Genomic DNA, 21,860 nt, shown 5'->3' with positions numbered 1-21,860 from the left:
GTTGGGACGAAATCAATCTCATGCGCTACCGGCCGTCGACCATGACCAGTGCAGGCTGAGGAATGTCGGACGAAGCGTCTGCGAGAGCAGCAAGAGTGCCGTCGAGCGCGACAAGGTCCGCACGACGACCCGGCGCCAAGATCCCCACCCGTCCTTCGTCATGGACCAAGTACGCACTGTCCACAGTCATGGCCTGCACTGCACGCTGCACTCCGATCCGTTGGTGGGCGCCAAGCACGGCACCGCCCATGGTCAGCCGATTCACAGCAGTCCTAATCGTCTGGAGGGGATCCATCGGCGTTATCGGGCAATCCGAGTGCAGCCCGAATTTCAAGCCGATGTCATCGGCGCACGCCAGCGGGTCCAGGTTGCCGGCTCTCTCAGGACCGAGGAAACGGTCACGGTGACGATCGCCCCAATGAAAAACATGGTTGACGAAAAAGCTCACCCCGATCTCGGCATCACGTATCGCCTCGAGATCCGCAGGCCCACTCACCTGGCAGTGCTCGATACGGTGCCGCGCTCGACGTCCGTCACTGCGGTGCGCACTGCGCAGCGCCGCGATGGCGGCGGCTACAGCCGCATCGCCGTTGGCGTGCACCGCGACCTGACCTCCCTCGCGGTGCACCTGGAGAACCATGTCGTCGAGTTGCTCCTGCGGATAGAGCAGATCACCGTGATGGTTCGGGCTGCAGGTATACGGAGTTCGCAAGGCTGCAGACAATCCTTGAATGGACCCATCCGCCCAGAATTTGGCGCCGGCCAGGCGGAAGCGTGACCCTGGGGCCGGTGCAGCCGTGAAAGCGATGTTCCTTTCCTCCAGTTCTGCGATCGCGAGATCACCCCGAAGGAAGCCAACCGTGTGCACGGGCATCTCGCCCATGGTGTCCAGGGCACGATAGGCGGCCAACTCCTGCATGCCCGCCGACAGGCCGACCCCTAGATCGTGGACGGTCGTGATTCCTCGCGAACGCGCCAGTGTCAAGCTACGCAGCAACGCGGTCTGCACCTCTGCCTGTGTCAGGTCTGGTATCGCGCCACTCAACCGTGCCACGGCGTCGATTTCCCAGGCCATCCCTGTGAGCCTCCCGTCCGCCCCACGCGGAAACTGCGAGTCCCCGGGATCCACCGTCGATTCGTCGATGCCTGCAGTTGCAAGCGCAACAGTGTTTGCCACCGCAAAGTGCCCCGAGATGTGCAGAACGATGATCGGGCGGTCGGTGCAGACTGCGTCGAGGTCATCGCGTGTGAGATGGCGACCTTCTCGAAGTTGTGTGTCGTCGTACCCCCATCCACGTATCCAGCCGTGAGTGGGAGTTGAGTTCCGCAGAGCCCCTTGGATATCCGTGATCGAGGCGCACGGTGGCGTCCGGCAATCAGCCCATCCGTCAGTCAAGCCGGAGTAGGTCGGGTGAATGTGCGACTCGATCAGCCCCGGGATCACAGTAGCGCCGGCGAGATCGAGCCGACGAGTTTCCGGTCCGGTGTACTCCCCCATGTCCTTTCGACTTCCGGTGGCGACAACCAGGCCTCCATCGAGGACGAGCGCCTCAACCTGGGGTGACGCTGCGTCTTGGGTGAGGATTGCATCTGCGGTGAGTAGTGTCCGAGTCATCGGATATCCGCCTTCGCGGTCGGGACTGCGGGGCAAGGCACTGGTGCCGATCGATTTTCTGCACGGAGGCCCGAAACCGCTTCGACAGGAGGCCACATCACCCGGGTGGCGGACACGAACAACACGTTCAGAACAAGGGCTGCGGCACCGATGTTCATGCCTTTGTCCGCCAACCACATCGATACCGTGCCGTGTGTGTCGAGGTACAGCCAGAGCACCAGCACGTCGCCGAGCACCACGCCCATCGCGAGCGCTGCCGGTCGCAGCTTCCACCCGAAGATCATCGTCGCGAACACCACCACGGCCTGGGTCACCCCGTAATACGCGGTATTCACCAGCGTCAGCAGCAATTGGGGTGCGGCGAGGGTGAGGATCAGCGAGAGGCCGAGGTAGGCGACTATGACCCCGCGCACCCACACTCTCTGACGTGATTCGGGTATTCCAGGAACGATGTTTCGCGAGACGATCGAGCCGATTCCCAGCGCCGAGCCACACAGAACAACGATCGCGCACAGTGCCGCACCACCCGCCACCACTCCGGTCAGCCAGTCCGGGAGCACGAGGCGGGACAGTTGCAGGAGGACCTCGTTGGACTCTGCGCCCTCGAGCTTGTTGGGCAGCAATGAAATTGCTCCGAAGGCAGCAGCGACGAGGAAGGGATACATGAGCATGTACAGCGGGTTGAATCGGGCGACTCGCTTGAGGGTTGCCTCGGACTTCGCCGATAGCACGGCCTGCACGATGAAGGGGAAGACGAAAAAGCCGAGTGACTGGAACACAATTGTGGTGAGCACGAAGGTCAGCGACGAACCGGTGACGGTGGATTGCGAGGCCTGCCCGGCCCCATGGGATGCCGCATCGGCAAAGAGCTTCGTGATACCGCCGGATTTGGCCGTGGCGGCCAGTCCGATCAGGATCGCTCCCAGCAGCAGAGCTGCGTCCTTGACGTAAGACACGAACGCCGGTGCACGTACACCCGAAAGCAGGAGGAAGAGCAGAGCAAGCGCAGCGCCGACGAAAACTGCCACCGTCGGGTTGATGGTGATGCCAAGTCCGCTCAGCGCGACCTGGAGGCCGGCAAGCTGCAACTGCCCCCAGGGAATGAGGAAGACTACCGAGGCAATCGCGATTGTCAGTTCCAACCCGCGCGACCGAAAGTGCCGCCCGGCCACATCGGGCAGCGTCATCGCGTTGTACCGCTTACCTGCCCGCCAGAGGTAGGGCGCAAAGAAGTATCCGATCGGATAGGCAAGCAAGATGTATCCGATGAACCAGACGCCGTAGCTTGCCCCGTGGGCGTACACACCGCCGGGGAATCCAATGAGCGTACCGATGCTGTAGGCCTCACCTGCTCCCAGGATGAAAACCAGCACGGGACCGAAAGATCGCCCGCCCACGAGGTAGTCGGAGATCTCTTTTTTGCTTCCACGGCGTGAAAGCACTCCGGCGCCGAGCGCGAGGAGTAGCACGAGCGTAAATGTTGCAGCGATCATGTCGGATCCCCGATCTCGGTCTTGGCCTGAGCCAGTTCGTTTCGTTCCGCTTCCTCGAAGTCCTTGCGGTCAAAGAACTTCCATGCCATGTGGAGACACAACGAGGTCAGCGGCATCCACAGGAAAAGCCACGCGAACAAAATGGGAAATCCGAGAACAGTCAGTTCGGATCCGGAGAGCGCAACTATCCCGCCCAGCACCCCGACGAACGGAACTCCGATTGCGAGCAAGGCACTCTTCGCCTCGTTGGACATGATTGTGGCTCCTTAGCCGTTGATCGATCCGGAGCAGATGAGGCGAGGGGCGTTTTGCCGTCGAATCGTCGTCCGGTCTAGCGTTGAGTGTGCCTCCCGTCACTATGGCGGGACCATGGGTGAACCCCGGAATCCACGACGCTCGTTCGTGAAATTCACGGGACGCAAGACCAAGCACGCACAAAGGAGTAACCCCGTGGACGTAACCGACGTCGAAGAAGAAGACACGATCCGACGGTTGTGTCGCGAGGTTTCCGACGAGCTCGAAGCGCTCACCGAGCGCGCGGTACAACAGATTCGCAGCGAACTCCCGGCCTACTCCGCGGTACCAGTGGCCGAGCAAGGCAACTACATCCGCAAACAGTTGTCCGCAATGCTGTGTGCCGTCGCCGAGAACGAAACGATCACCACAGAAGACACCGACCGAAACCGCGAACTCGGGCGCCGTCGCGCGATGCAAGGGCTCCCCCTCTCCGATGTCATCGAGACTTATCACATTGCATCTCGTGAGCTCTGGGACACGATGGTCCAGCGGTCCACGAAACCAACACACGAGCTGCTGCAAGCAGGCGGCAAACTCTGGGACCTCGTTCACGCCGCGACGAGCGCAGTCGCAGTCGGACACTCCGAGGCAACGCGCAGCGAGCAGGCCATCCGCGCCGGCGTTCGATACCGATTCTTCGAAACACTGCACAGTGCAACGGATATGGAACTGAGCAACGCCCGAGAGCTGGCACAAACCCTCGGATTCGATACACAGAAATCGTTCCAAGCACTGTCGGCCGTCGAGGAGGAATGGTCAGAAGTACAAGTGGAAAACCTGCAACGAACCCTGGATTCCGTGCATGCTGTCGCGCATTGCAGTCGACATGGCTCCCGAGTAATCGTGATGTGTCAGGGCGAACCAACCGAAGTCATCCACGCAATCATGCGAGATCATCCACGAACGTCACTAGGTATCGGGATGCCCCGGGTCGGGCTCGTCGGCGCAGCTCAAAGCATCACCGACGCCGAGCGCACATTGCAGTTGGCGACAGCGCCGGGCACGACGGTCAGCTTTGCCGACGAATGGCTCATCGCCACTCTTGCCACCCACCAGGACGAGCTGCTGCCGCTTCTACAGGCTGGGGCGTCCGTGGCCGAAGAGCACTCACATCTGATGGATGCCGTCCGCGCCTTCGCCCGAAGCGGGTTCTCCGTCAGCGCTGCCGCCCGTGACATCCACCTGCATGCGAACTCTGTCACGTATCGACTCGACCGCTGGCAGCATCTGACCGGATGGGATGCGCGAACCCTCGACGGCCTGATGAAATCTATCGTGAGCCTCGAACTGTTTCATCGCCGAACGCTCGACCACCATCTGACACCGAACACGCGCCGCGTGTCCTCGGCACGCTGAACCGCGCCCGTGCTTGTCACTCCGACTCGCCGTCGAGACATTGCCCAAGCCAGGCACCCATATCCGACGCAGCGCGGCGGGCAACAGGCGTTGGATGGTTTGTAAATCCATGCGGGACATCAGGATAGAGACGCAAGTCGACGTCGTTTCCGGCCGCCGACAGTCGCGCCACCATGGCAAGGTTCTCTGCCAGGACCACGTCTTCTGATCCAACGACAACGAGGGTCGGCGGCAGGCTGCTGAGGTCGCCGAATGTCGGAGAAATATCCGGGAGAGTGCGATCATCGACATGGCCGACGTAGGCTTCGATGAAGTATTCGTCGCTGATGGTGCGGCCCGCGGGAGTCTGGGCACTGACGTCGTACGTGCCCGCTTCCAGCACCGCACCCGAAAATGCCTTGGCCAGACCTCGATCACGAAGGCGCAGCAACGTCGTCGTCACCAAGGTTGCTCCCGCCGACATGCCACCGATGGCGAGCCTGGTCGTCCCGAACCGTTCGGCAGCGACATCAAGCAGCCACAAGGCGACTGCCTCACAATCGTCCGGCGCTGCCGGCCAAGGGAATTCCGGTGCAAGCCGGTAATCGACGGTAACCACTACCACCCCGACCTCGTCGGCAAGTCTCATGCTTCGGGCGTCAGCGCTGGCCGCTGAACTCATGTAGAAACCCCCACCCGGAAGATACAGATAGACCCCGTTGACATCGCCGTCGTTCGGAGTGACTACGCGCACCGAAACGGATCGGCCCTCGATGTCGAGTGCGTGTTCAACAGCCCGGCTCGCCGTGGGATCAACCACCCTGGATGCTCGCACCACAAGCAGTTCCTGCAGGGAACTCGGACCGGCACCGGCAGGACGCGACGCATAGAACGCTCGCGTACTCGCCAAATCGTCACGAGGCATTTGTTCGATCAGATCAGTCAATGCAAGCTTCACCAGGGCTCCCTCGGGTCGAGACTTGTCGACAATGATGACACCTCCAGCAGGAGCACGTGTCCGACGTGTTCTCGGCAACGCGGGGCCGTGACAGGTATGAGCAAACCGCGCCGGAAAGAGGTCTTCTCACGCTAGCCTCGACTCGGAATTGGACGTTTGTCTAGAAAGGTCGATGGATGCGTGCGCTGTTGCTTGCCACCCTCGCAATCCTGGTCCTCCAGATTGCAACTCCGCCGGCGAACGCTGCACCACCGGATCCGGGCTGGACTCTCCCCCAACTGACCGTCGCAGATCGAACGATCAAGGACGTCGACGGACGAACGGTGTTGCTCCGCGGCGTGAACGCCAACGGTCTCAATGACTACGCAACCAACGGCACCGGTCTACCCACCGTTACGCCGCTGGGAAGAACGGACTTCGCGCAGATGGCAGCGCTGGGCTTCAACGTCGTCCGGCTCAACGTCGCGTGGTCCCTCTTGGAACCGACCCGCGGTGCATTCGACACTGCGTACGTCGACCGCGTTCGAGTAGCGGTCGAGGATGCAAAAGACCACGGCATCTACACCGTTCTCGACATGCATCAGGATGCATGGGGCCCGTACGTCGGCACCCCGAGCGACCAGTCGTGCCCGTCATTCATGCGGCCGGGAGTCGGCTGGGACGGCGCACCCGAGTGGGCAACCCTGACCGGCGGATGGACAACCTGCAACATCGGTGGACTCAGGGAAGCCGCACCCGCGATCGCCCATGCCTTCCAGGCGTTCTACGACGACGAGCAAGGAATCCAGAGTCGCCTCGTCGCGACGTGGGCGCGGTTGGCTGCCGAGTTCAAAGACGAACCAGCTGTAGCCGGATACGACCTGTTGAACGAACCGAACCCCGGCCTGCGCGATCCATTCACGGCAGCTGATCAGATCGGGCAGTTCTACAAGCGAGCCACCGACGCCATCAGACAGGCCGAAGCAGGAGGATTTCCACACCTCCTGTTCTTCGAGCCCAGCGCGATCTGGTCGGCTTTCGGCCTCGACGCGCTGCCTCCACGCCATTACCTGACCGATCCCCTGGTGGTCTTCTCGCCCCATCTCTACAGCGAATCGATAACGGTCAGTAGCGAATTTCCCGGAATCGAAGACGGATTCAAGATCGCCGACCTCGCTGCCGCCTGGTACGACGCACCGTTGTGGACAGGTGAATGGGGTTGGTTCGGCGACGCCGACGAGCAGAGAGCAGACGTCGACCGCTTCGTCGATGCCACCGACAGGTACCGGATGGGCGGCGCGTGGTGGTCGTGGACACAAGCGTGCGGTGACCCCCACCCGGTTCGCGACGGCAATACCCACCAGCCGCAGGGAAATCTGAATCGCATCGACTGCCCGTCCGGTGAATCACTCGGGCTCGTAGAGGGATTCGCCGCGCCACTCTCGCGAGCGTATCCGCGGGCAGCGCCCGGCACGCTGACGGAGGTATCGCGTGACGGGTTTGACGGGAGCGGCACCGGACGGGTCGAGGCCTGGTACCCCGGCACCGACCAGCCACAGCTCGAGACCACGAATCTCTCCGACGTCCGACTGTCCCCGATCGAGGGCGGATGGCAACTGATCGGTCACGCCGACGGCGACTACGCGGTCAAGCGCGCCTGATCGAACGATCATCCGGGAATCGCGCGTTCACACCACGCGAAAGAGCGGGTATCAGAAGATTCCGCCAATTCCCTTGCCGATCAGAACAACTCCGACGACCAAGATCAACACACTCATCACCGTGGTGTTGTTGTCCTCGAGCCAGACTTTGAGATTGGCCAATGGCTTTCGCAGGCGATCAGCAGCCACCAGGTATCCGATGACCGGGATCGCGACAGTTGAACTGGCGATGACCGTGAATACGAGAATCGAGGTGATCGCTCCGCTGGTCGCCAACGACGCCGAGCCGATCGACACTCCGGCCGCGATGCACATGAGCAGGTTCTTCGGGTTGATCGCGGCGAGCGCGAATCCAAGGCCCAATCCCTTGGCCGCGGTCATCTCGTCGACGGCTTGCATCCACTTCGGTGTTTCGTGCTCGCCGCTGCGCCCCCGCCACTGCTTGACCCCGACGGCCAACAGGAGGACACCGAGAGCTAGTTTGATCCACGAAACCGTGGCGGACGGTCCGTCGTCTGACGTGCTGACGACACTGGACAAGATGACGAAAAGAACTGTAGCGATGAAGATTCCGAGTAACCAGCCCACCACGAACCCGGCGCTGGTGCTACCCGCTCGCTTGGAGAGCAACATCAAGATGGTGGCGATGACGGCCACCGGCGACACGGCGACACCGACGGCCAACGGGAGAAGTTCTCCGACAACGGAACCCATGTCAAAACTCATTTCTGATTGCGGCAAGCAGGATAGGCGGTAGGCGAGAAAAGGCGCCCCTGTCCGCCACGACGGACAACAGAGCACCGCTGATACCGCTGCGCGACAATGCTGACACTGCGAGCGCCTGCGTAGTTGATGCCTCATTCGAAAGGGATGAGTGCCTGAACCGCAGGCCTCGATTCCCCACCGAAGATCGCGAAAAGACTTGGTCAACGGTGTGTCGGCTGCGCTCGCAGCAGAGCGCAGCCGACATCATCGAGGAGGATCACCAGACACAATCTCGAGTAGTGACCTCACGCGTAAAGACGGGTTACTTCGCGCAGCCACTGCCCTCGAACGCGAGCTTGGACGTATATTGCCCGTCCGGCAGATACTCTCCCATCACTGCCTTCTCGTCACCGGGCGTCTTGGTGTCGTGTGCAGCGTGGCTGAAGTCCTTGGCCGGCAGCATGTTCCGCATGATCAAGAGGGAATCGTCGGGATGCCCTGCGCCGTCACCGGCCGGCGAGAGCGAAAGCCATGACACCCCACATTCCTTCGTAGCGTTTGCGGGTCGGTCTTCAGGGAGCGACGCGACAATCGTGTAGCGACCATCCGCATCAGTGGCCATCTGCTCGTCGAACAGACACGTCGCTACCTTCGTCGTTGCCAGCGATTCATTGCTGCACATCGACCAGAACCGCATGTCGACTGCGCTGTCGAGATTCTTTGCGCCGCCTGTCGTCTTCGGAGTCCTCGGCATCTCTCCCCGAAGTACTAGAACTTCGCCGAACCCACGGTTGACTTCGGCTGTGACGTAGCTGTTGTCGATGTTGGAGTACTGCCCGCCCACCCGCTGGGGTGTGCCATCGCATTTGCCGAGATAGGTACAGCCGAGCGTGAACTCGGCGCTGTAGTACGCCCGCCAGACTGGTGCCTGCTCGGAAGGGAATGTCGCAGGCTTGCCCGGTTGGTCACGCAATGCCTTGTACGTGTCCAGCGGCAGCGAAGCCGGCTTCAAGATTCCGTTGTCCGCACCGACCGCTGAACACAGATCCTGCCCCCGCAGCACCTGACCACCGGGAAGGTGCAGCTCTGGCTCAGGCAGTCCTACGCCGCCGGTGAGATCACGCCCATTGTCCGGCAGGTAGATGCGATAAAGCAGGCTTATCCGGTCCTGACCTGGCACACCGGCATACAAGGTGTTGGGTTTCGGCTCAGCAGGCGAGGCCTCGTTGAGGACGGAAGCCGTGTACGACCTGGCACCTTCGTTCGCTCGATCGGCACCGGGAAGATAGGTGTTGCGCGAACCTGCGTCGGGAGCTGTCGAAATGTCATTGAGGACGGCGGTCGGCATCGCGGTTGCCGCGTTGTACGAGTTCAACGACTGATAGCGCGCATGCGCATACTGCCCTCGGATAACCAACTCGGCGTTCTCGGGGATTGTGAACTGCGCAGCCCAGTAAATCGCCGCAGTGTCAGGAAAGGCGTAGTTGAGCTGTGGGTCCGCGCGCTCGGGATTGATCGGCACGGACCAGAAGCAGGTCGACACCGGATGCTCGACGTCCGGTCCGCCGGATCCGAAATCGACAGAACCAGATTCGGATCCGCTAGCCGAACCGGTTCCTGATCCGGATCCGCTCGACGAACCGAAATCGACAGATCCGACCGCCGGCGCGGCAACCGCGGACCCAGCCCCGGCAAATACAGTGATCGCGCTCAGCGCCACCGCAGCTACGAGTGTTCTTGATGAATGCATCGCGCTCCTTGTTAGATAGCTGACAAACAGTGATAGAACGATCTAGAGCGAGTACTCCCGGTCCAACGACGAGAGACCGTCACGAGGTCCGCACTCCGCACTACTACTTGGTGGGTTGAAAGTCGTTCGTCAGAGCGCCGCGAATCGCGTCGGTGTCCGACTGAGACCAGTTGTCGGGGTGCAGGATCCGCGCCCACATGTCCGCCGCCTCGGCACCGTAGTTGTGCCCGTGACCTGGCGGAACGTCCGCCGAGAAGACCATGTCGAGTGTCACCTGCCAGAATGTCACGAACGGTATCCACGTCATTCCCGGATCGACATCACGGCCGAGAGGCTCGGCAAGCCAGTCCGGCTTGTTCAGAAGCAGGTCGAAAGACCACCAGACAATTGGGTCGCTGGCGTGCTGCCAGTACACGACGCGTGAGTCGTTCCACGGCGCATCCAGTTCGAGATCCCCCGGATAGGCAGCGAAACGAATCGACTGCCCGTCGTCGATCACCGGCACGGCTTCCCGTGAGCCGGAGTCACGACTGCTGGTGATCTCCTGCCATTGAGCGGTGAAGTTCGGAGTCCCCGACCACAACGCCCCATCCACCCGCGTCGCCATGTCCTGTGCTCCCGCGAACGCGGCCTGTCCCCCGTACGATCCGAGGCTCTCGCCGAAAACGACAAGCTTGGGGCGCTTGTCGAGTGGCAGATCGATCCACTTCGCATAGACAGAGTTGAACAGCGCCCGGCCTGCGGCCATCGGGGTTTCGCGATCGGCGATGAATGCCAAAGGGCTGGGAAGGAACGAGTACTGCATCGCCGCGATGGCGGTGTCGCCGCCCTGGACGTATTCGAAAGCGGACGCCACGTCGTCGTCCACCCAGCCGCGGCCGGTGGTGGTCACTACTGCCAGGACGGCACGGTCGAAGCCGCCGGTGCGCTCGAGTTCGTTGACGACCCGCTGCGCGACACCGTCGACGGAATCCGACGACTCACGGCCGGCGTACACGCGGATGGGTTGCTTCGCGTCCCGGCCGGTCAGCGCGGAAATCTGCACGGCAGACGGCCCGCTACCCATGAAGGTGCGACCCTCCTTGCCCAGCGAATCCCATGCCTCGGCAGACATGGGTGAACCACTGCGTTCGGCGATCAGAGGCTGGTCGATACCATCGGGCGTGTCGTTGTCCGCGCCGGAGAAACTCCAGTTCGCAAAAGCGATGAGCCCGTTGTAGAGGGCACCGTTGACGACGAAGATCGCCAACGCGAAGACGACGACCAAGCTCGCGACTTTCGCTGCTTCCTTGGGAACAAACCGCAGAGCAACGGCAGCGAGCCCTCTGGTGAGATGCCGCAGACCGCGACCCGCCTCCAGCAAGATCAACCACACCACTAGCGAAACCAGCAGCACCAGAAGATAGTTCGCCCGGTTCACGCGAGGCGCCTCGACCAGATCACGGACGATCTGCTGCCACCACGAACCCAAGATCAGAAAAAGAGGCACCAATATCACTGCCAGTACGGCGAGTACGGCCCAACCGATCCGCTTGGTCCGGTCCGACCATGTCGGTTCGACTCCGCATTTGCGGATCATCCACGCCACGCTCACACCGATGCCGTACCCGGTGGCGACGGAAATACCGGTTGCCACGCCCTGCAGGTACCACGCGCGCGGTAAGAGAGACGGGCTCATCGAGAGGACGAAAAACACCAGACCGAACGACAACCCGACCGAGTGCAGTGTCTTGCCGTAGCGCCGCACACCTTCCCACACACGTTTCATGCCCGAATCGTAAGTGCGCCAGAAAGATGAAATGCGCCTCTCATCCCTTTCGAATGAGGCGCGAACTACGTCGGTGGAAAGTGTTCGCTATTCCGCGTCATGCACCGAAAAGCTTCGGCCCAACGGCAATCACGGGCGAACACCGGTGGTGCGTTGACAGATTTCACACACGCGATTCCGCGTACACTGTGTGGGGTCAATCCACTCAGCACGTACAAATTCGGCGCGATTCTCATGGCGGCAAAACGAGGAAACCTACCGATCGAACTGAGCAGTTTCGTCGGTCGTCGGTCCGAGGCCAAAGAAGTCCGACGCCTGCTGTCGGACTACCGGCTCGTGACCCTTACGGGCCTGGGTGGGGTCGGCAAAACCCGCTTGGCGCTCCGTGCCGCCGATGATTCCTCCCGTACGTTCCCCGGGGGCGTCTGGTTCGTCGACTTCAGCGAACTGCGGGAGCCGGCACTTCTCGATCAGACGATTCTTGCCGCACTCGGAGTACAAGACCGATCTACGCGGTCACCGCGATCGGTACTGATCGGCCGTCTCGTCGACGAACGTGTCCTGCTTGTTCTGGACAATTGCGAACACCTCATCGGCTGGGTGGCCGACACCGCCGCCGAACTCCTCCGGTGCTGTGCCCGATTGGCACTTCTGGCGACCAGCCGAGAACCGCTCGACATTCCCGGCGAGATGGTATTACGGGTGCCGCCTCTGCGATTTCCCACCGAGGCGCCGTCGCCAACCGACACCCGTGATGGTGATGCGATGATGCTGTTCGAGCAGCGGGCACGTTCCTCCGTGACGGACTTCCGCATCACCAGCGAGAACAGCGCGGCTGTGGAGAAGATCGTCCGCCGGTTGGAAGGACTACCGCTGCCGATCGAGTTGGCGGCTGCCCGACTGAGGGCGATGTCGGTCGATCAGATCCTGCAAAAACTCGACGACCGCTTCCAACTGCTGACGCGGGGCAGCCGGAACGCTCCAGCGCGTCAACAAACGCTTGCACAGAGTATCGACTGGAGCTTCGATCTGTGTACGCCGCCGGAGAAGTCGTTGTGGGCGAACTCGAGCGTATTTGCGGGTAGCTTCGATCTCGGGTCCGTCGAAGGAATTCTCGCCGACGAAGCACAGAACGACGACTTGGGCGATCTCGTGATGTCCCTTGTCGACAAGTCGATCCTCATCCGTGAACAAAACGGCTCGTACGTCCGCTACCGCCTACTCGAGACTCTTCGCGACTACGGGCGTGAACTGGTGTCAGTCGACGAGTGGGTCTCGCTGCAGCGCAGGCACAGTGAGTGGTTCAGGCAACTCGTCTTCCGCGCCGGAGTCGACTGGACGGGGCCGCACCAAATCGACTGGATGACGCGGATCGACCGCGACTTACCCAACCTGCGCACCGCGTTGGAATTCGGTCTGACCGAACCCGACTCGGTCGAAGACACATTGCGTACCGCAAGTGCTCTGCATGATTACTGGCTTGCACGTGGTCGATTCAACGAAGGTCGCTACTGGTTGGGTCGCGCCCTGGCCGAGGTGCCCGAACTGACCGAGGGCACTCTCGGTGAGGTGGTAGTCGAGGCCGCCGCGACAGGCGCACTGCTGGCAGCCCTCCAACGAGATATCGCTTCGGCGACAAGCATTGCCGAAGAGGCTCGGCGACAGGCCGAGATGCAGCGGAACGACGACGGTCGCATACTGGCGCGGTACACGCTCGGATTCGTCGCGGTCGCCGACGGCGATCTCGTGCGCGGCGCCGAGTACCTGGAGCAGGCTGTCGCAGCATTCCGGGCAAACGACGACATCGCCCGTCTGGTACCCGCGCTCTACTGGTTCGCCTTCGTCGTCGACGCACTCGGCGAAACCGACCGGGCTGCAAGCATTTACGAGGAGGAGTTGGCCCTCACCGAATCGCGCGGCGAAATCTTGTGGCGGTCGATGACGATGTCGGACTACGGATCCGCCCTGTGGCGTCATGGCAACCACGCTCGCGGTATCGAGCTACTCGAAGATTCTCTCCGATTGCTTCGAGGGCTGGGTAACCAGTTCGGATGTGCATGGTGCCTCGAGGAAATCGCGTGGACGCTTGTCGACCGGGACGCAAAGCTGGCAGCCACACTGATGGGAGCTGCCGACACGCTGTTCACCGCCACGGGCAGCCCGATGGACACCTTCAGGAGCATGGTCCCGTACCACGAAAACAGCGTGACCGAGGCTCGTAACCGGCTCGGAGACAGGGTGTTTCAAACAGCATTCGATCATGGACGAGCTCTGACTCTCGACGACGCAGCGGCCCGCGCGCTGAGAGAGCAACCGCCCGGTGGATCACCGAAATCGGCGGCCGACGAAGTGCTGACTCCGCGGGAGCAGCAGGTGGCCGAACTCGTCGCACAGGGCCTGACCAACCGAGCAATCGCGGACAAGCTGGTCATTTCTCAGCGCACTGTCGACGGCCACGTCGATCACATACTGAACAAACTGGGGTACGGCTCGCGCACCAGGATTGCGGCCTGGGTGCTCCAGCGCACAAACGACTTCCGCAACCCTTCGACCTCGTGACGGTCGGTGTCTTCGATCGATCGCGGCGCGGCGGGTAACCCGGCCGAATCCTGTCGCAAGAATCCGACCGTCGAAAGTTTTCTCAGCCTTCGTGATCAGCGAGAGTCCAGTGTCCCGCACCGCGCAGTTCGAGTTGTCGATTGTGAAAAACGTCGAGAGTGCTGCGATGCCCGACGCTGACAATGATGCTGTCGGGCAGTTCACGGCGAAGGATGTCGTAGAGCGTGTACTCGAGGCCTTCGTCGATTCCGGATGTCGCCTCGTCGAGAAATGCGGTTCGCGGTCGGATCAGGAGGACCCGGGCGAACGCCAACCGTTGTTGTTCGCCCGGCGACAGAATTCGAGTCCAATCAGCCGGCTCGTCGAGCCGACCGATCAAATGTGCGAGATGCACCTCGGCGAGCGCGTCGTGGAGCCTGCGGTCGTCGAAGTCCGAGCGCCCGGTGTTCGGCTGACCTGAGGGCAACTGGTCCGGATATACCAAACCCGCGCGCAGAGAACCCAATGGTAGGTATGGCCGTTGTGAGAGGAACAGGACGTCTCCGACCGGGGTGGTCACGGAACCGTTTGTGTACGGCCACAACTGCGCGATGCTGCGGAGCAGCGTGGTTTTGCCGCTACCCGACGGACCCTTCACCAGCAGTGCATCGCCGGGCCCCAGTGACATGTCGAGTTCGGAGATCAACGCCTCACCAACCGGCGTGCGCACGTCGAGTCCCCGAACAACCAAATGACTGCCAGCGGAGAACGCGTCGAGCACGGGAAGTGCGCGGGCACGACGATTGGCATCGGCGAGCCCGGTCAAACGGATCAGTGTGGCCCGGAAACTTGCAAAATCGGCATAGGACTCTCGAAAGAACGACAACGAATTGTGCACCTGGCCGAATGCTTGAGCAGTTTGCATCACGTCGCCGAAAGTGATCTGCCCGCTGAACAATCGAGATCCCTGGACCAGAAACGGAAACACCACCGCTGTCTGATCCACTGCCAGATTGAAGCCACTGAACTTGAGCGTCCGGAAGACGATCGCCCACATATTGCGGATCACTGCAGCAAAACGTAGTCCGAGCGTGCGTCGTTCGACGTTCTCTCCGCGATAGAAGGCGATGCTTTCGCCGTACTCCCGTAGTCGAACCAACGCGTACCGGAAGGTGGCGCCGAGTTTCTCGTTCAAGAAGTTCAGCATGATCAAAGGCCGGCCGATCCAGAATGCGAGTGCCGTGGTCACCAACACGTAGATGTAGACGAGAAACATCATCGCTCGCGGAATCTCGGCACCGAAAACAGTCAAGGGACCGGACAGATCCCACAGGATCTTGGTGAAGCTGACGATCGAGACCATTGCGGCGACGGCGCCCATGGACAACGTGCGGGACGACGTCGCGAATGCGGTGATGTCTGCCTGAATACGTTGGTCCGGATTGTCGACCGGGTTCTCCAGGAAGTTTCCGCGATAGTAGGCGCGGCCGTCGAGCCAATCGTCGGTCAATGTGTCATTGAGCCAACTGCGCCAATTGATATCGAGTGTTTGGCCTACCAGGTAGACGACGAGTGAGCTAGCGACGTGGACTGCGGCCAATATCGCGAACACTCGCAGGTAGTGCCAGAAAGCGGTTTCGTCAAGGTTCTGAATGGCGTCGTAGAAATCCTTGTACCAGTACGAGAACAACACCGTCACGCGGACACCGAATATCGTGAGCAGCAGCAGTAACGCGAGAATCGACAGCGGAATGACGGTGCGCCGGGGATCGAAGTAGGGCCAAGCCATTCGCCGAAACTGGTTGCCCCAGACGGTATACCGAGCAAGCAGCAGCGCGGTGACGACGAGAACCACTACCGTGATCGCATATGCCTCTGCCAACCACAGTGCGCTGTCCGTTACCGCGCTACCCCAATTCACCGTAGCCTCCGCCCTGGAGGGGAACTGACGATCACATATCGGTCGACAGCATTCGGTTCGCGATCCGCAATCCCGAGTCTTCCGCGGCATCCAATGCACGTGATTGCTCTGCCGTTATCCTGTCGCACACCCAATCCCAGTGCATCGTCACCACAGCGCCGGGGACGGGCATCGCCGCAAGCGCGTTGCCCTCGACCCTCCACCGCACTCTCTGCGTTGCCGGTCGGCCGCGTGCGAGTTGCTCACCGTCGAACTCGAGCGGGGACGAAACCACCAATGCATGCTCCTCGCCGACGTCCTCGACCACTCCCCATCTGATCCGGCAGTTCTGGAGGACGGACAGTGGGACCGCACCGCGCTTCCGAAGAAGCTTGACCCACGGATACACCAGAAATACGTGAAAGCTGTGGTGCGCGAGCGCGCGGTCCATATCCCCGAGGACGGGGAGGAACCCGGTGTTCTCGCGTTCACCGAATGCCCCCCTCAAGTGCTGTAACAACTTCCCCGAATCGAGAGAGTCGAGGAGATCACCTCCCACCCAATAGGCTTCGATCACTCGCGAATCCAGGGGGTCGTCGATGCCCGCTCCTACAGCCAATGCCTCGAGGTACGGCCACGCACCGTCGAATTGACGAGCGTGATCACGGTCGCCGCTGCCCGAGTTGCCGCTGGCCAGACGAAGCAGCACTGAAGGATCGTCGGGTCCGCAGTAACCCAACTCGTTCGGCGGATACGCGTAACGAGCAAACAATGCCGGCCCGTTCATACCGACGGCAGTCATCAGCAGATCCGAGGAAGTTGTTCACCTGCCGGCAAATCCACTACCCGATTGCCTCCCAATGCCGTACGCGCCACCACCATTGTGCGATGTTCGGCCACGCACTCCCCGATCACGGCGGCTCCCACACTCAGTGGATTGCCGTGCATCGCTTCCAGAACCAGGGCGGCATCTTCGCGTGGAACGAAAGCGATCAACTTGCCCTCGTTTGCGACGTACAACGGATCCAAGCCGAGTAGCCCACAGGCGTCGCGCACGTCAGCGGGAATCGGCAGATCTCGCTCCACCAGCGCAACCCCGATGTTCGACGCCTGAGCGATCTCGTTGAGGGTCGCGGCGACTCCGCCCCGCGTAGGGTCGCGCAGGACGTGGATGTCGACACCGGTGGCAATCATGTCGGCCACCACGCCGTTCAGGGCAACACAATCACTGCGCACTTCGGTCCCGAATTCGAGACCTTCGCGACAACTCATCACGGCCACGCCGTGAACGCCGATGTCGCCGCTGACGATCACGACGTCACCCACTTGTGCGCGAGTGGGGCTGATGTCCACCCCGTCTGCGACAATCCCGATTCCTGCGGTGTTGATGAAGACTCCGTCGCCGTGACCGGCATCGACGACCTTGGTATCACCTGTCACCAGCCGAACGCCGGCAACGTGCGCGGCCTCACCGAGCGCCTTCGCGATTCCCGCGATGTCGGTCAGCGCCGTCCCTTCTTCCAGGATGAATGCCGTTGACATCACCAATGGCTGCGCTCCCACCATCGCCAGGTCGTTCACCGTTCCGTTGACAGCGAGATCGCCGATCGTTCCGCCGGGAAACACCATGGGTTTGACGACATACGAGTCGGTCGAGAACGCGAGCCGCACCCCGCCGACGTCGAATACGGCCGAGTCACCGAGTTCTGCATCGGCAGCGCTTCCGAACGAGGGCAGGAACAGGTGCTCGATGAGCTCGGCGGACATCGCTCCTCCACCGCCGTGCCCCATGACGATGTTCGGCGAATCACGCAGCGGCAGTGGGCAGACCCACGCCGACAAGTCCACTACAGCGGTCTCCTCAGCCGGCATGACCCGCCTCCTGAAGTTCCAGGCGCCGGTACAGGTAGTACGCGGCGCACGCCCCCTCGGACGACACCATCGTGGCACCGAGCGGATTCCGCGGAGTGCATTCCTTCCCGAAGGCACTGCACTCGTGTGGCTTGATCAAACCTTGCAACACTTCTCCGGAACGGCAGACGCTCGACTCGTCGGTATGGATATCGGTCACCGAAAAACGCTCTTCGGCATCAAAATACGCATACTTCGGTGCCAGCTGCCAACCGCTGTCCGGGATCGATCCGATGCCGCGCCACGTCCGGTCCGACACGGCGAACACATCCTCGAGCATCGCTTTCGCTGCGGTGTTGCCCTGCGCGGTGACGGCACGGGCGTAAGCATTTTCGACCTCGTATCGACCCGATTCCAACTGCAGCACCGTCTTTCTGATGCCCTCCAGCAGATCCAGCGGCTCGAATCCGGTGACGACGATCGGGACCTTGTACTTCTCGGCCAGCGCCGGGTACTCCGACGTTCCCATCACACTGCATACATGCCCGGCCGCCAGAAATGCCTGCACGCGGCACTCTGGCGAATCCATGATCGCGGCCATCGCCGGCGGGACCAGAACGTGCGAGACGAGTAGCGAGAAGTTCTCGATACCCAGGCGATTGGCCTGATAGACGGTCATGGCGTTGGCCGGCGCGGTGGTCTCGAATCCGATCCCGAAGAACACCACTTGCCGGTCCGGATTCTCCTTGGCGATAGTCAGTGCATCCAACGGTGAGTACACCACCCGCACGTCACCGCCGGCGCTCTTGATGCGGAACAGATCCGACGAACTCCCCGGAACTCGCAACATGTCCCCGAAGGAGCAGAAAATGACATCGGGTCGTGCCGCGATTTCGAGAGCTTTGTCGATGATCTCGAGCGGGGTGACACAGACCGGGCATCCGGGTCCGTGGATCATCTCGATCTGTTGGGGAAGTAATTGATCGATGCCGTGTCTGATGATCGAATGTGTCTGACCACCACACACTTCCATGATCGCCCATCGCCGTGTGGCCAGCGCACGGATCTGATCCAGCAGTTTGCCGGCCAGTTCCGGATCGGAGAACTCGTCCAGATATTTCATGATTCCGTCTCCTTCGGTTCGATCCCCGCGGCCCGGGCAGCCCTTTCGAACCCGTCACCGAATTCCTCTTCCAGTACGCCGAGGTGCTCGAATTCCGCCAGCGTGCTGCGAGCGGATTCCTCGTCGAGTCGCTGGATGGCAAATCCGACGTGCACCACGACGTACTCGCCGACTTGGGCGCCCGGAATGTACTCGAGGCACACTTCTTTTCGGACGCCACCGAAGTTCACCACCGACATCGTCGTTCCGTCGCGTTCCTCCAGGGACTCGATACGTCCCGGTACGGCTAGGCACATGACACAACTCCTGACCTCATGACGAACTCCCCACCAGCACTTGGCCGTAGGCGAGACCGCCGTCGTTCGGCGGCAACTCCAGTCCTGTCAACGGCGTGAATCCAGCGTCTGAGAGCAGAGCACACGCCCGAACGAGCAGTAGAGGGTTCTGAAAGACACCTCCGGTGAGTACTACCTCGTCCACTCCCGCCAGTTCCCGGCCACGAATTGCCCACTCGAGCACCAGGTGCGCTACGGATTCGTGGAAACGGGCGCCGATCACTTCAGCGGGCAACTTCTCCCGGAGATCGCGGACAACAGCCCGAATGACCGACCGCGGATCTGCTGTCCACGAATCGTCGTCCGACTGCGTCCAATCGAAGGTGTACCGCGAACCGGCGCTGTCGACTCCCCTCGACACCCCCTCCAACTCGATGGCAGCCTGCGCTTCGTAGTCGACCCTCTGACGGACCCCGGTCAGCGAGGAGACTGCGTCGAACAACCGCCCCATGCTCGAGGTGTCCACGCACCCGAAACCGGTTTCCATCTGGTGAAGTAGGACCGACTGCTCTCGGGGCGGACAGGCTGCCACGGGCGCGAGGTCGGATTCCCAGTCCAACCCGGCATGCCACAGGTGGGCGAGCGCCATTCGGTACGGCCGTTCCACTCCGGCATCGCCACCGGGCAGCAGTACGTATCCCAGATGCGCGAGACGGCGATAACCCTTGTACGTCGCCAGCAGTAGTTCCCCTCCCCACACTGCGCCGTCCGCCCCGTAGCCGGTGCCGTCGAACGCTATTCCGAGAACTGGTTCGCTCCCGTCCCGGCCGTTCTCCCCCATCACGGAAGCCACATGTGCGTGGTGATGCCCGACGATGCGCACCGGTCGGTCACCACTACGACTGCGAGCCCACGAGGACGAGCGATACCGAGGATGCTCGTCACAGGCGATCTGGTGCGGCACCACCCCCGTGATCGATTCGAAGTGACTCTCCGACGCAGCAAAACTGTCGATGACAGCGAGGTCGCCCATGTCTCCGATGTGCTGACTCGGCCACACATATCCGTCCTCGGCAAGACAGAAGGTGTTCTTCAGGTCGGCCCCGACCGCCAAGGTAGGCGGTACGTCGAACGGCGCGGTGACGGGCAGCGGAGCATATCCGCGCGAGCGACGAAGCAACTGTCTTCCACTGCCGACTATTCGCATCACCGAGTCGTCACACGGCATCAAGATCGGACGGTTGTGGGTCAATACCCCGTCGGCCAGGTCACCCAATCGTTCGAGATCGTTGTCGGAGTACAGAATCGGCTCACCGCCGATGTTCGCCGATGTCATGACCAACACCGCTGGGCCCGCCTCTTCTCCGGCCAAACCCAGAAGAAGATGCTGAATCGGGTTGTAGGCCAGCATGATTCCGATATCCGGAATGCCGGGGGCAATCAAGGGGGAAAGCGCGTATCCAGACGCTTTGGCAACCAGCACAATCGGGCGCTCGCGCGAGGACATGGCATCAGCCTCGGCATCACCGACCACACCCAACTCTCTGGCTTCTGGCACATCGCGCACCATCACCGCCAACGGCTTGCTTGCTCGATGCTTGCGTTCACGCAACTCGTGGACCGCGCGGTCGTCGCGGGCATCACAAGCCAGGTGAAATCCTCCGATTCCCTTGACAGCAAGAATCTTCCCGTCTCGCAGTAGGGATCGGGCTCGTAGCAGTGCACCCTCACCGGTCACGGCGGGCGCGTCCCCTTCCACGAACGATAGCGTTGGACCGCACTGCGGGCAGGCAATCGGTTGCGCATGAAACCGGCGGTCGGCGGGATCCACGTACTCCGCCGCACAGTTCGCGCACAACGGGAATCGCTTCATCGTCGTAGCGGCCCGGTCGTAGGGCAGCGATTCGATGATCGTGAATCGCGGACCGCAGTTGGTGCAGGTGATGAATGGATGACGATATCGCCGATCGCTCGGATCAGTCAGTTCCCGGAGGCAGTCGTCGCAGATCCCGACATCCGCCGGCGCCAAGGTTCGCCCGACCGACCCCGCATCCGTCTCGACTATGCGAAACCCCTCACGACCAACCGGCCGCGAGTCCTCGCGCTCTACCGACTCCACCCGTGCCAGCGGTGGGGGGCGGTTTCGCACCCGAGCGACAAATGCATCGATTGTCTCTCCGTCGCCTTCGACGTCGATCACGACACCGAGAGCAGAATTTCCCACCGAACCCGACAGTCCCAGTTCGGTGGCGGTCGCATGGACGAACGGCCGGAAGCCCACCCCCTGGACTACGCCACGAACGATGACACGGCAGGCGATCTTCATGTCCCGACCTCGCCGTTACCAGTATCGGAGTCGACTATCTCACCGTCGTGGCCACCACGGCCCATCAGTTCGAGGCCGGCCCGAGCGTGGCGAGCTTCCTGCTCGTCGACCTTCTCGACTGCAAAGCCCATGTGGATCGCCACCCAGTCACCTGCAGTGACGGTGCCTTCGTCGAGCATTCCGATGTTGACCTTGCGTGGTGCCCCCTCCACGTCGACGAGAGCGAGTTGACCGCCGTATCCGTCCAGTAGTTCGCGTACCCGTCCCGGAATCCCCAGACACATGA

At 61.7% G+C, this 21,860-nt stretch carries 17 protein-coding genes; 3 read left to right on the top strand and 14 right to left on the bottom strand.

Annotation, left to right across the window (positions count from 1 at the left end; genetic code table 11):
• Positions 1-25 precede the first annotated feature (25 nt).
• The 3 genes from ACVZUB_RS13055 to ACVZUB_RS13045 are packed head-to-tail and all read right to left on the bottom strand — an operon-like array spanning position 26 to position 3,362.
• Positions 26-1,615, bottom strand: coding sequence for an amidohydrolase (locus ACVZUB_RS13055; RefSeq protein WP_065455803.1), 1,590 nt, complete (start codon positions 1,613-1,615; stop codon positions 26-28).
• Positions 1,612-3,108 carry a sodium:solute symporter family protein gene (locus tag ACVZUB_RS13050; protein WP_003942149.1) on the bottom strand — a complete coding sequence of 499 codons (1,497 nt, stop codon included), beginning with the start codon at positions 3,106-3,108 and terminating at the stop codon, positions 1,612-1,614. Before ACVZUB_RS13050 ends, ACVZUB_RS13055 begins: the two co-directional genes overlap by 4 nt.
• Complete coding sequence (locus tag ACVZUB_RS13045) at positions 3,105-3,362, bottom strand: DUF3311 domain-containing protein (RefSeq protein ID WP_003942271.1); 258 nt, start codon at positions 3,360-3,362, stop codon at positions 3,105-3,107. Before ACVZUB_RS13045 ends, ACVZUB_RS13050 begins: the two co-directional genes overlap by 4 nt.
• A gap of 196 nt (positions 3,363-3,558) precedes the next feature.
• Here ACVZUB_RS13045 and ACVZUB_RS13040 point away from each other — a divergent pair, with 196 nt between their 5' ends.
• A complete protein-coding gene (locus ACVZUB_RS13040; RefSeq protein WP_482628467.1) occupies positions 3,559-4,761 on the top strand; it encodes a PucR family transcriptional regulator in 1,203 nt (400 codons plus the stop codon).
• A gap of 16 nt (positions 4,762-4,777) precedes the next feature.
• Here the strand turns inward: ACVZUB_RS13040 and ACVZUB_RS13035 are convergent, their stop codons facing one another.
• A complete protein-coding gene (locus ACVZUB_RS13035) occupies positions 4,778-5,698 on the bottom strand; it encodes an alpha/beta hydrolase (protein ID WP_482628466.1) in 921 nt (306 codons plus the stop codon).
• Between the two features lie 176 nt (positions 5,699-5,874).
• Between ACVZUB_RS13035 and ACVZUB_RS13030 the strand changes: the two genes are divergently transcribed.
• Positions 5,875-7,338 carry a glycoside hydrolase family 5 protein gene (locus ACVZUB_RS13030; RefSeq protein ID WP_482628465.1) on the top strand — a complete coding sequence of 488 codons (1,464 nt, stop codon included), beginning with the start codon at positions 5,875-5,877 and terminating at the stop codon, positions 7,336-7,338.
• A 51-nt stretch (positions 7,339-7,389) separates the two neighbouring features.
• Here ACVZUB_RS13030 and ACVZUB_RS13025 read toward each other — a convergent pair whose 3' ends face one another.
• The 3 genes from ACVZUB_RS13025 to ACVZUB_RS13015 all read right to left on the bottom strand — a co-directional run bounded on the left by ACVZUB_RS13025 (position 7,390) and on the right by ACVZUB_RS13015 (position 11,561).
• Positions 7,390-8,052 (bottom strand): GAP family protein, encoded by a 663-nt coding sequence (locus tag ACVZUB_RS13025; protein ID WP_482628464.1) that lies wholly within the window; start codon positions 8,050-8,052, stop codon positions 7,390-7,392.
• Positions 8,053-8,365: 313 nt separating this feature from the next.
• Positions 8,366-9,793, bottom strand: a complete 1,428-nt coding sequence (locus tag ACVZUB_RS13020) for a hypothetical protein (protein ID WP_054831324.1) — start codon at positions 9,791-9,793, stop codon at positions 8,366-8,368.
• 103 nt (positions 9,794-9,896) lie between these two features.
• The gene (locus ACVZUB_RS13015; protein ID WP_482628463.1) at positions 9,897-11,561 is read right to left on the bottom strand and encodes an alpha/beta hydrolase; all 1,665 of its coding nucleotides are present in this window, start codon (positions 11,559-11,561) and stop codon (positions 9,897-9,899) included.
• A 153-nt stretch (positions 11,562-11,714) separates the two neighbouring features.
• On the opposite strand from ACVZUB_RS13015, the gene ACVZUB_RS13010 reads away from it, so the two are divergent.
• Positions 11,715-14,120: an ATP-binding protein gene (locus ACVZUB_RS13010; RefSeq protein ID WP_482628462.1), complete on the top strand. Its 2,406-nt coding sequence runs from the start codon at positions 11,715-11,717 to the stop codon at positions 14,118-14,120.
• 82 nt (positions 14,121-14,202) lie between these two features.
• Here ACVZUB_RS13010 and ACVZUB_RS13005 read toward each other — a convergent pair whose 3' ends face one another.
• From ACVZUB_RS13005 to ACVZUB_RS12975, 7 genes are read right to left on the bottom strand one after another with little or no spacing between them, the layout of a single operon-like run.
• On the bottom strand, positions 14,203-16,020 hold the full coding sequence (locus ACVZUB_RS13005) for an ABC transporter ATP-binding protein/permease (protein WP_482628461.1): 1,818 nt from the start codon (positions 16,018-16,020) through the stop codon (positions 14,203-14,205).
• 31 nt (positions 16,021-16,051) lie between these two features.
• Entirely contained in the window at positions 16,052-16,801 is a 750-nt protein-coding gene (locus ACVZUB_RS13000; protein WP_063316545.1) for a DUF6390 family protein, read from the bottom strand.
• Positions 16,801-17,871: a hydrogenase expression/formation protein HypE gene (gene hypE / locus ACVZUB_RS12995; protein WP_063316546.1), complete on the bottom strand. Its 1,071-nt coding sequence runs from the start codon at positions 17,869-17,871 to the stop codon at positions 16,801-16,803. Before hypE ends, ACVZUB_RS13000 begins: the two co-directional genes overlap by 1 nt.
• The gene (gene hypD, locus ACVZUB_RS12990) at positions 17,861-18,973 is read right to left on the bottom strand and encodes a hydrogenase formation protein HypD (RefSeq protein ID WP_042450712.1); all 1,113 of its coding nucleotides are present in this window, start codon (positions 18,971-18,973) and stop codon (positions 17,861-17,863) included. The genes hypE and hypD overlap by 11 nt, the downstream gene beginning before the upstream one ends.
• Entirely contained in the window at positions 18,970-19,269 is a 300-nt protein-coding gene (locus tag ACVZUB_RS12985; RefSeq protein WP_003942168.1) for a HypC/HybG/HupF family hydrogenase formation chaperone, read from the bottom strand. The genes hypD and ACVZUB_RS12985 overlap by 4 nt, the downstream gene beginning before the upstream one ends.
• Before the next feature lie 16 nt (positions 19,270-19,285).
• Positions 19,286-21,574, bottom strand: a complete 2,289-nt coding sequence (hypF, locus tag ACVZUB_RS12980; protein ID WP_050655148.1) for a carbamoyltransferase HypF — start codon at positions 21,572-21,574, stop codon at positions 19,286-19,288.
• Positions 21,571-21,858: a HypC/HybG/HupF family hydrogenase formation chaperone gene (locus ACVZUB_RS12975; protein ID WP_065455645.1), complete on the bottom strand. Its 288-nt coding sequence runs from the start codon at positions 21,856-21,858 to the stop codon at positions 21,571-21,573. Before ACVZUB_RS12975 ends, hypF begins: the two co-directional genes overlap by 4 nt.
• Positions 21,859-21,860: the final 2 nt, after the last annotated feature.

This window comes from Rhodococcus sp. OS5, assembly GCF_056837585.1.
This window is presented reverse-complemented; position numbering and strand designations above follow the sequence as displayed.

Excerpts from the sequence above, each read along its gene's own strand:
- ACVZUB_RS13025 (WP_482628464.1), bottom strand. The coding sequence starts at position 8,052 with ATGGGTTCCGTTGTCGGAGAACTTCTCCCGTTGGCCGTCGGTGTCGCC.
- ACVZUB_RS13050 (WP_003942149.1), bottom strand. The coding sequence starts at position 3,108 with ATGATCGCTGCAACATTTACGCTCGTGCTACTCCTCGCGCTCGGCGCC.
- ACVZUB_RS13020 (WP_054831324.1), bottom strand. The coding sequence starts at position 9,793 with ATGCATTCATCAAGAACACTCGTAGCTGCGGTGGCGCTGAGCGCGATC.
- ACVZUB_RS13030 (WP_482628465.1), top strand. The coding sequence starts at position 5,875 with ATGCGTGCGCTGTTGCTTGCCACCCTCGCAATCCTGGTCCTCCAGATT.
- ACVZUB_RS13055 (WP_065455803.1), bottom strand. The coding sequence starts at position 1,615 with ATGACTCGGACACTACTCACCGCAGATGCAATCCTCACCCAAGACGCA.
- hypF (WP_050655148.1), bottom strand. The coding sequence starts at position 21,574 with ATGAAGATCGCCTGCCGTGTCATCGTTCGTGGCGTAGTCCAGGGGGTG.
- hypE (WP_063316546.1), bottom strand. The coding sequence starts at position 17,871 with ATGCCGGCTGAGGAGACCGCTGTAGTGGACTTGTCGGCGTGGGTCTGC.
- hypD (WP_042450712.1), bottom strand. The coding sequence starts at position 18,973 with ATGAAATATCTGGACGAGTTCTCCGATCCGGAACTGGCCGGCAAACTG.
- ACVZUB_RS13015 (WP_482628463.1), bottom strand. The coding sequence starts at position 11,561 with ATGAAACGTGTGTGGGAAGGTGTGCGGCGCTACGGCAAGACACTGCAC.
- ACVZUB_RS13045 (WP_003942271.1), bottom strand. The coding sequence starts at position 3,362 with ATGTCCAACGAGGCGAAGAGTGCCTTGCTCGCAATCGGAGTTCCGTTC.
- ACVZUB_RS13000 (WP_063316545.1), bottom strand. The coding sequence starts at position 16,801 with ATGACTGCCGTCGGTATGAACGGGCCGGCATTGTTTGCTCGTTACGCG.
- ACVZUB_RS12975 (WP_065455645.1), bottom strand. The coding sequence starts at position 21,858 with ATGTGTCTGGGGATTCCGGGACGGGTACGCGAACTACTGGACGGATAC.
- ACVZUB_RS12985 (WP_003942168.1), bottom strand. The coding sequence starts at position 19,269 with ATGTGCCTAGCCGTACCGGGACGTATCGAGTCCCTGGAGGAACGCGAC.